Origin of the sequence: Limnospira sp. PMC 289.06 (genome assembly GCF_032350395.1) — a bacterium.
Taxonomy (GTDB): Bacteria; Cyanobacteriota; Cyanobacteriia; order Cyanobacteriales; family Microcoleaceae; genus Limnospira; species Limnospira platensis.
Genome location: NZ_JARPLC010000186.1, coordinates 1 through 6,627, shown reverse-complemented (window position 1 = coordinate 6,627; position 6,627 = coordinate 1). Strand labels below are relative to the sequence as shown.

The 6,627-nt window shown below is 45.9% G+C and carries 6 protein-coding genes; all 6 read left to right on the top strand.

Going from position 1 to position 6,627, the window contains the following annotated elements:
- Nucleotides 1–129 precede the first annotated feature (129 nt).
- The 6 genes from P5674_RS22530 to P5674_RS22505 all read left to right on the top strand — a co-directional run bounded on the left by P5674_RS22530 (nucleotide 130) and on the right by P5674_RS22505 (nucleotide 6,436).
- Nucleotides 130–348 (top strand): hypothetical protein, encoded by a 219-nt coding sequence (locus P5674_RS22530; RefSeq protein ID WP_315670300.1) that lies wholly within the window; start codon nucleotides 130–132, stop codon nucleotides 346–348.
- 112 nt (nucleotides 349–460) lie between these two features.
- Complete coding sequence (locus P5674_RS22525) at nucleotides 461–2,077, top strand: tetratricopeptide repeat protein (protein ID WP_315670299.1); 1,617 nt, start codon at nucleotides 461–463, stop codon at nucleotides 2,075–2,077.
- An 83-nt stretch (nucleotides 2,078–2,160) separates the two neighbouring features.
- Nucleotides 2,161–3,459, top strand: a complete 1,299-nt coding sequence (aepX, locus tag P5674_RS22520; RefSeq protein WP_014273921.1) for a phosphoenolpyruvate mutase — start codon at nucleotides 2,161–2,163, stop codon at nucleotides 3,457–3,459.
- A gap of 11 nt (nucleotides 3,460–3,470) precedes the next feature.
- Nucleotides 3,471–4,595 carry a phosphonopyruvate decarboxylase gene (aepY, locus tag P5674_RS22515; protein WP_014273920.1) on the top strand — a complete coding sequence of 375 codons (1,125 nt, stop codon included), beginning with the start codon at nucleotides 3,471–3,473 and terminating at the stop codon, nucleotides 4,593–4,595.
- A gap of 151 nt (nucleotides 4,596–4,746) precedes the next feature.
- The gene (locus P5674_RS22510) at nucleotides 4,747–5,841 is read left to right on the top strand and encodes a phosphonoacetaldehyde reductase (protein WP_315670298.1); all 1,095 of its coding nucleotides are present in this window, start codon (nucleotides 4,747–4,749) and stop codon (nucleotides 5,839–5,841) included.
- A gap of 76 nt (nucleotides 5,842–5,917) precedes the next feature.
- Complete coding sequence (locus P5674_RS22505) at nucleotides 5,918–6,436, top strand: tetratricopeptide repeat protein (protein WP_014273918.1); 519 nt, start codon at nucleotides 5,918–5,920, stop codon at nucleotides 6,434–6,436.
- The last annotated feature ends 191 nt before the right edge of the window (nucleotides 6,437–6,627 follow it).

Genomic DNA, 6,627 nt, shown 5'->3' with positions numbered 1-6,627 from the left:
TTGGCACAGTCAGGAGATAGCGTGGTGATTTTAAATGATGATAAATTCCGTCCCCGGCAATGGTAAATTACAGCCAGAGTTGGCGATCGCGTAGCGTGCCCGCCAGAAGTATCGCCTACCCTTTCAGAAGTGCGTTCGCGTAGCGTGTGCGTAGCACGTATCGCCTACCCTCTCGGAAGTGCGATCGCGCAGCGTGCCCGCCAGAAGTATCGCCTATCGCCTCGGAAGTGCATTCCCGTAGCCTCTCGGAATTGCGATCGCCTCATCCAACTTCCCAGACCGTTTCAACTGATTCGCCTGTCTCAGCAACTCACCCGCACTCATTCCTTGACCACTCCTCATAACTAGCTTACCAACACACCCACCCCCTGACATATCCCAGTATCATACCATATCACGAGACTAACGCAACTTGACAAATATCTACCACTTTGGTAAAATGGACAGTGGGTTGTGCCTTATGTATCATGTAATCTGGAGAGTCAGCGAATTGGTCAGCGATTTAGTGAGGGGTAATCAACTGCTGCGGAGTGGTAAGCTAGAAGAAGCTGTGGATGCTTATCAGAAAGCGATCGCACATTATCCTAGTTTTCATTGGTCTCACTACAAACTGGGGGAGGCTTTAGAAAGGTTGGGGCGTTTAGAAGAAGCAATTACCGCCTATCAGCGCGCCTTTGTCTTAAAACCCGACCAAAGTGACTTTCGTTTAGGGTTCGTTCGGGCAGTACACCAAGCCCAGCTCAAGGGCAAAACTTCTCAGCCTAAGCGGATATCATCTGTATCTCTGGTAGAAGCACACAAAATCAACGCCGAGTTTCTCTATGAAGCCAAGGACTATCAGGGTTCCTTAAACAGCTTTCAATATTACTTATCTTCACAAGGACTCCAATCCCCTCATCAGTTTTTCGTAAAAGCAGGATCAGCCGCAAAACAAGCATTGAAAGGAGAAGCCTATAAGCAATTCTGGGAGGGCTGTAGTGATGCGATTTCTCAAAAATTTCAGGCTTGTTTTGAACTCGCAAAAAATAGTCAATTTCTGGAGGCTAAACAACTGTTCGCCTTACAAGCCCAGGAATTATTTAAAGAACCAGAGATATCCGCAAATTGGATTCAAGCGTTCCAGAAAATCTGTGATTCTCGGGAGCAGGGTCATATATTTGAGCGAAGCAACGTCAGAACTGTCCAAAAAATAGTGGTGTCAGGCATGGGGTGGAGTGGCAGTAGTGCCCTGTATGATTACTTCCGAGAATTCAAGAATATCAAAGTGCTTAAGGGTGAAGCCCGTTTTTTGATAGGCAATTTATCACTACTAACACTATATGATTGTATTTTGAAAGCAACCGATTACTGGTCAACTTTTTTAAACTTCTTTTTTGGGTCGGTTTTAGGATGTCAAGTCATGACAGCATCATGGGAATTTAAGTGTATGAAAGGGGGTAGGAACTTCAGCTTAGGTCCAAATGCCAAAACTTACTCGGAAAATGTCAGTAGGCTGATGGGTAACGCCTCTCCATTACTTGCGGGAAAAGGCGACACTCTAGCCAATTTCAAAATTTTTGCTGATGATGTTGCCAATTTGCTATCTGGCGAGTCTGGCAATCATAACTATGATGTGGTTTTGCTGGACAACTGTATTAATATTCCGAATATCAGAATGGTTGACTGTCTCAAGAATACTAGAGTATTCTGCACATTTAGAGACCCAAGGTCCAACTTTGTGGCTCTGAAACGAGAATCGACGGGGTATCTACATGATGCTAGTGGGTTTATCAAGAGTAATACCAAGAACTACTCCAAGTATCATAGCCTAGTTTCTGACTATGAAGAAAAAACCAAAAACACCAGTAACCAAGTGTTAAAAGTACAGTTTGAAAAGTTTGTGCTGTCAGACACTTATCGCCAAGAGCTGGCACAAAAAGCGGGTCTTGACCTGACCACCCATGAACCACACAAGTACTTCAAACCCTGGGAATCGGAAAAGAATGTTTACTTACATCACACCTACGAAAATCAGGAAGAAATTAGGGCAATAGAACAGGCTTTCCCTGAATATTGCTTCACCGACCAAAACAGTTAGTACACAATAGCCCACCTAGAGCAAATACTGTCTTGGAATAAGTCAATAATAAAGAACCATACCCAGCACTGAGGAAGAGATCAATGAAAAAAGTCTATGTTGGAATGAGTGCCGACCTAGTTCATCCCGGTCACTTAAACATCCTGAAAACTGCTCAACAGTATGGGGAAGTCATCGTCGGTCTACTGACTGACCAAGCGATCGCCAGCTATAAACGCCTCCCCTACATGGCATTTGAGCAGCGGCGAGAAGTGATCGAAAACATCAAAGGAGTAAGTCAGGTCATTCCCCAAACCACCCTGGATTATATTCCCAACCTACGCAGCATCAAACCCGATTACGTCATTCACGGGGACGATTGGCGAGAAGGGGTACAGCGAGAGACCCGTCAGCGGGTCATAGAAACCCTAGAGGAGTGGGGCGGCGAACTCATCGAAGTTCCCTATACTAAAGGTATCTCCTCAACTCAACTAAACAAAGCCCTACGGGAAATCGGCACCACTCCAGAAGTACGCCTGAAATCTCTGCGTCGGATGCTGCAAGCCAAACCACTCCTGCGATTCCTAGATATCCATAACGCCCTCAGTGGCTTAATCGTTGAAAACACTTTCATCGAAACCCCCCAAGGTCGTCGAGAATTTGATGGGATGTGGGCGAGTAGCCTAACAGATTCGACAGCCAAAGGCAAACCCGACATCGAAGCCGTTGATGTATCTGCCCGTATGACCACACTTAACGAAGTCATCGAAGTGACCACCAAACCCATAATTTATGATGCGGACACTGGTGGTAAAACGGAACATTTTACCTTCACTGTACGCACCCTAGAAAGGTTAGGAGTCTCCGCTGTCATCGTCGAAGATAAAACCGGTCTCAAGAAAAACTCCCTATTCGGCACGGAAGTTCCCCAAACCCAAGATAGCATCGAAAATTTTTGCCAAAAAATCCGTGCAGCCAAAAAAGCCCAAACCACAGATGATTTCATGTTGATTGCCCGCATCGAAAGCCTGATTTTAGGCAAGGGACTCGATGATGCCTTAGAACGAGCCCAAGCCTTCATTAAAGCCGGAGCCGACGGCATCATGATTCACAGCCGTCAGAAAACCCCTGATGAAGTGTTTGCATTTTGCCAAGACTATAACCGCTTAGAAAATCGTAAACCCCTGATCGCTGTGCCTTCGAGTTATAACAGTTGTCATGAGGAGGAACTGCAAGCCCAGGGTGTAAACATAGTTATCTATGCTAATCAGCTTTTGCGGAGTGCTTACCCAGCTATGGTAAATACCGCTCAAACTATCTTAAAACATCAGCGCGCTCAAGAGTGTGAGCCACAAATGTTGCCTATCAAAGACATACTAGAACTTATTCCAGGAACTAAGTAAAACTACAAAAAATGATAGACCCCCAAGCCTTTTATACAACTCTATACCAAGCCGGCGTGCATTTATTTGCCGGTGTTCCCGATTCCCTACTCAAAGACTTCTGTGCCTATATAGACGACCATAGCCAGCCCGGGGAACATATTATCACCGCCAATGAAGGGAATGCGATCGCCCTAGTGGCTGGCTATCACCTAGCCACCCGGCAAATCGGGGCAGTATATTTGCAAAATTCAGGATTAGGGAACACCATTAACCCTCTCACCTCACTTACCGACCCTCAGGTGTACAAAATCCCCTTGGTGATGATAATTGGTTGGCGTGGGGAACCAGGGGTAAAAGACGAGCCACAACACATTAAACAAGGGGCCATTACCCCAGGGCAACTGGATCTCTTGGGGGTTCCCTATTGGATAGTAGATGGCCACAGTGATTTTCAGCAAATTATCCAAGAGGCTCTAACCAAAATCCAAGCTACCAACGCCCCAGTAGCTCTGTTGGTAAGGAAAGGCACATTTTTCCCCTATCAAAAAAGCCAGCGGCCACCGTCTTTTAAAGCTTCCCTCAAGCGAGAAGCTGCCCTGGGTGAGCTTTTAACCCTAGTGGGGGATAGTTTAGTAGTATCTACAACGGGCAAAACCTCCCGAGAACTGTTTGAGCTACGCCAACAACGAGGTGAAGCTCAACGGGATTTTCTGACTGTTGGCAGTATGGGACATACAGCTTCCATTGCTTTAGGTGTAGCTTTGGGAAACCCCAGCAAATCGGTGGTCTGTATCGATGGGGATGGCTCCTTACTTATGCACTTAGGCGCAGTACCGATTATTGGTAGTTTAGCACCAAAAAACCTGATTCATGTTGTTTTAAATAATGCCGCCCATGAGTCGGTTGGCGGCCAGCCCACAGTCGCCGGACAGCTAGACTTGAAAGCTGTAGCCCTAGCCAGTGGCTATCAACAATACCGACAGGCTACGGATCAACCTGGCATTAAACAAGCCTGGAACGATTTATCTGCCTACGATGGTCCAGTATTACTGGAAATTCGCATTACAGCCGGTTCCCGCGACAATTTGGGACGACCCACTAGCAGTCCACAGCAAAATAAACAAGCATTTATGAAAGTGGCAACCGATGGCTAACAGATAGAATCACTAGAACCCAATAACTGCTCTGAAGCCACTTATATGACTAGCTTAATCGAGAATGGTGCAGCGTACTTTTTAACCATAAATTGAGCGTTTTAACCATCAGTTAGAGACTTAATTTTGATGAACATTGAAACCAAAATAAATGATGATGCCAACATACAATCATTACAACCCTGTAAAAATTAGGGTCGGAGCTGGGCAACTTAGCACCCTGCCTGATCTCCTATCCCCAGGACTATGGCTTCTGGTCACTACAGATGGCTTTAACCGTCGGGGTCTTACCACCCACATCGAAGCCTTAACACCCCAGACAGATTGGGAAGTATACCACAGGGTTACACCTAATCCTGAATTAGACCATCTTGAAGATGTGATCACACAATATCGCCAGACTAATATTCAGGGAGTGGTGGCTGTTGGTGGTGGCAGTGTCATTGATGCAGCCAAAGTCCTAGCTGTGACCCTCCCTAGTCCCCTACAACGACCTTTGCATACGGTACTACGTCAGGGCCAAAAACACCACTGGCAAGGTCAACTGCCTTTGATTGCCATTCCCACAACTTCCGGCACAGGCGCAGAAGTTACACCATTTGCCACGGTTTGGGATGCAACTACCCACAAAAAGTATTCCATTGTCGGCGATCAAGTCTTTCCTAAGATGGCTTTACTAGACCCTGAGTTAATTTTGAGCTTACCCCCCAAGCAAACCCTTTATACAGGATTGGATGCTATTTCTCATTGCCTGGAATCATTGTGGAATCACAATCAAACCCCCATCAGTGTCGCCTATGCTACCCAAGGGCTGAACTTGGCTTTAAACAGTTTGCCACAGGTATTGGACTCTCCACAAAATCTCCAAGCCCGTGCCCAAATGCAGCAAGCGAGTTTGTTGGCGGGTCTAGCTATTAGTCAAACCCGAACGGCGATCGCTCATTCGATGTCCTATCCCCTAACCAGCCATTTTGATGTTCCTCATGGTTTAGCTTGTAGCTTCACATTGCCCAATATTATTGAGTATTACATCAAAAATTGTAATTGTCTCCAACAAGTAACCTTAATGCAACAAATTCAGAAAATGTTAAATCAACTCAATTTATTTCAGCACTTGCATGAGTACGCCACCGATGAACAAATTCTGACTCTCAAAGCCGAAATGTTTCACCCCGAGCGGGCAGGAAATTTCCAAGGAGTCTTGAATGATGATATTGTGGAAGCATTCTTGACTGAGCCAACTTGACAAATATCTACAGTTTTGGTAAGGTCAATAACCTCTCCTGCATTGATATATAGCTTTAATCTGGGAGTCAGACAATATGGTTAGCGATTTAGTTAGGGGTAATCAACTGCTGCGGAGTGGCAAGCTGGAAGAAGCTGTAGATGCTTTCGAGAAGGCGATCGCACATCATCCAATTTTTCATTGGTCTCATTACAAGCTGGGAGAGGCTTTAGAGCAGTTGGGGCGTTTAGAAGAAGCTGTAGTCGCGTATAAAAAGGCAATTAAATCAAATCCTAACCTATATTGGGCTTACCAAAAACTAGGAGAAACACTGAACAAGTTAGATTGTTGGGAGGAAGCCGTCAGATGCTTCCGTAAAGCCATAGATTTCAATCCCAAAGCAGTTGAACCCAACCCAGACTTCTATTGGGCTTACCAAAAACTAGGGGAAACATTGCACCAGTTATGGCGTTGGGATGAAGCCGTCACAGCCTTCCGCCAAGCTATAGCCGTCAATCCCACTGCTAAATGGTCATATTTTCACCTAGGACAGGTTTTAGCCCAGCAGGAAGAGTGGTCGGAAGCGATCGCATCTTACCAGAAAGCGATCGCATAGTGGAAAGTGGCTAAAATGGATGATTGAAATCACCCAGAGGACAACCCCCATGACCACCAATGCTGACGATGTTTGGAGGCTGCTAGGAGAACTCATAGAAGCCCAAAAGGAAACTGAACGACTCCTCAAAGAACAATCCCAAGAAAGCGATCGCCGCTTCCGGGAACAATCCCAAGAAAGCGATCGCCGCT

Excerpts from the sequence above, each read along its gene's own strand:
- P5674_RS22525 (WP_315670299.1), top strand. The coding sequence starts at position 461 with ATGTATCATGTAATCTGGAGAGTCAGCGAATTGGTCAGCGATTTAGTG.
- aepX (WP_014273921.1), top strand. The coding sequence starts at position 2,161 with ATGAAAAAAGTCTATGTTGGAATGAGTGCCGACCTAGTTCATCCCGGT.
- aepY (WP_014273920.1), top strand. The coding sequence starts at position 3,471 with ATGATAGACCCCCAAGCCTTTTATACAACTCTATACCAAGCCGGCGTG.
- P5674_RS22510 (WP_315670298.1), top strand. The coding sequence starts at position 4,747 with ATGATGATGCCAACATACAATCATTACAACCCTGTAAAAATTAGGGTC.
- P5674_RS22505 (WP_014273918.1), top strand. The coding sequence starts at position 5,918 with ATGGTTAGCGATTTAGTTAGGGGTAATCAACTGCTGCGGAGTGGCAAG.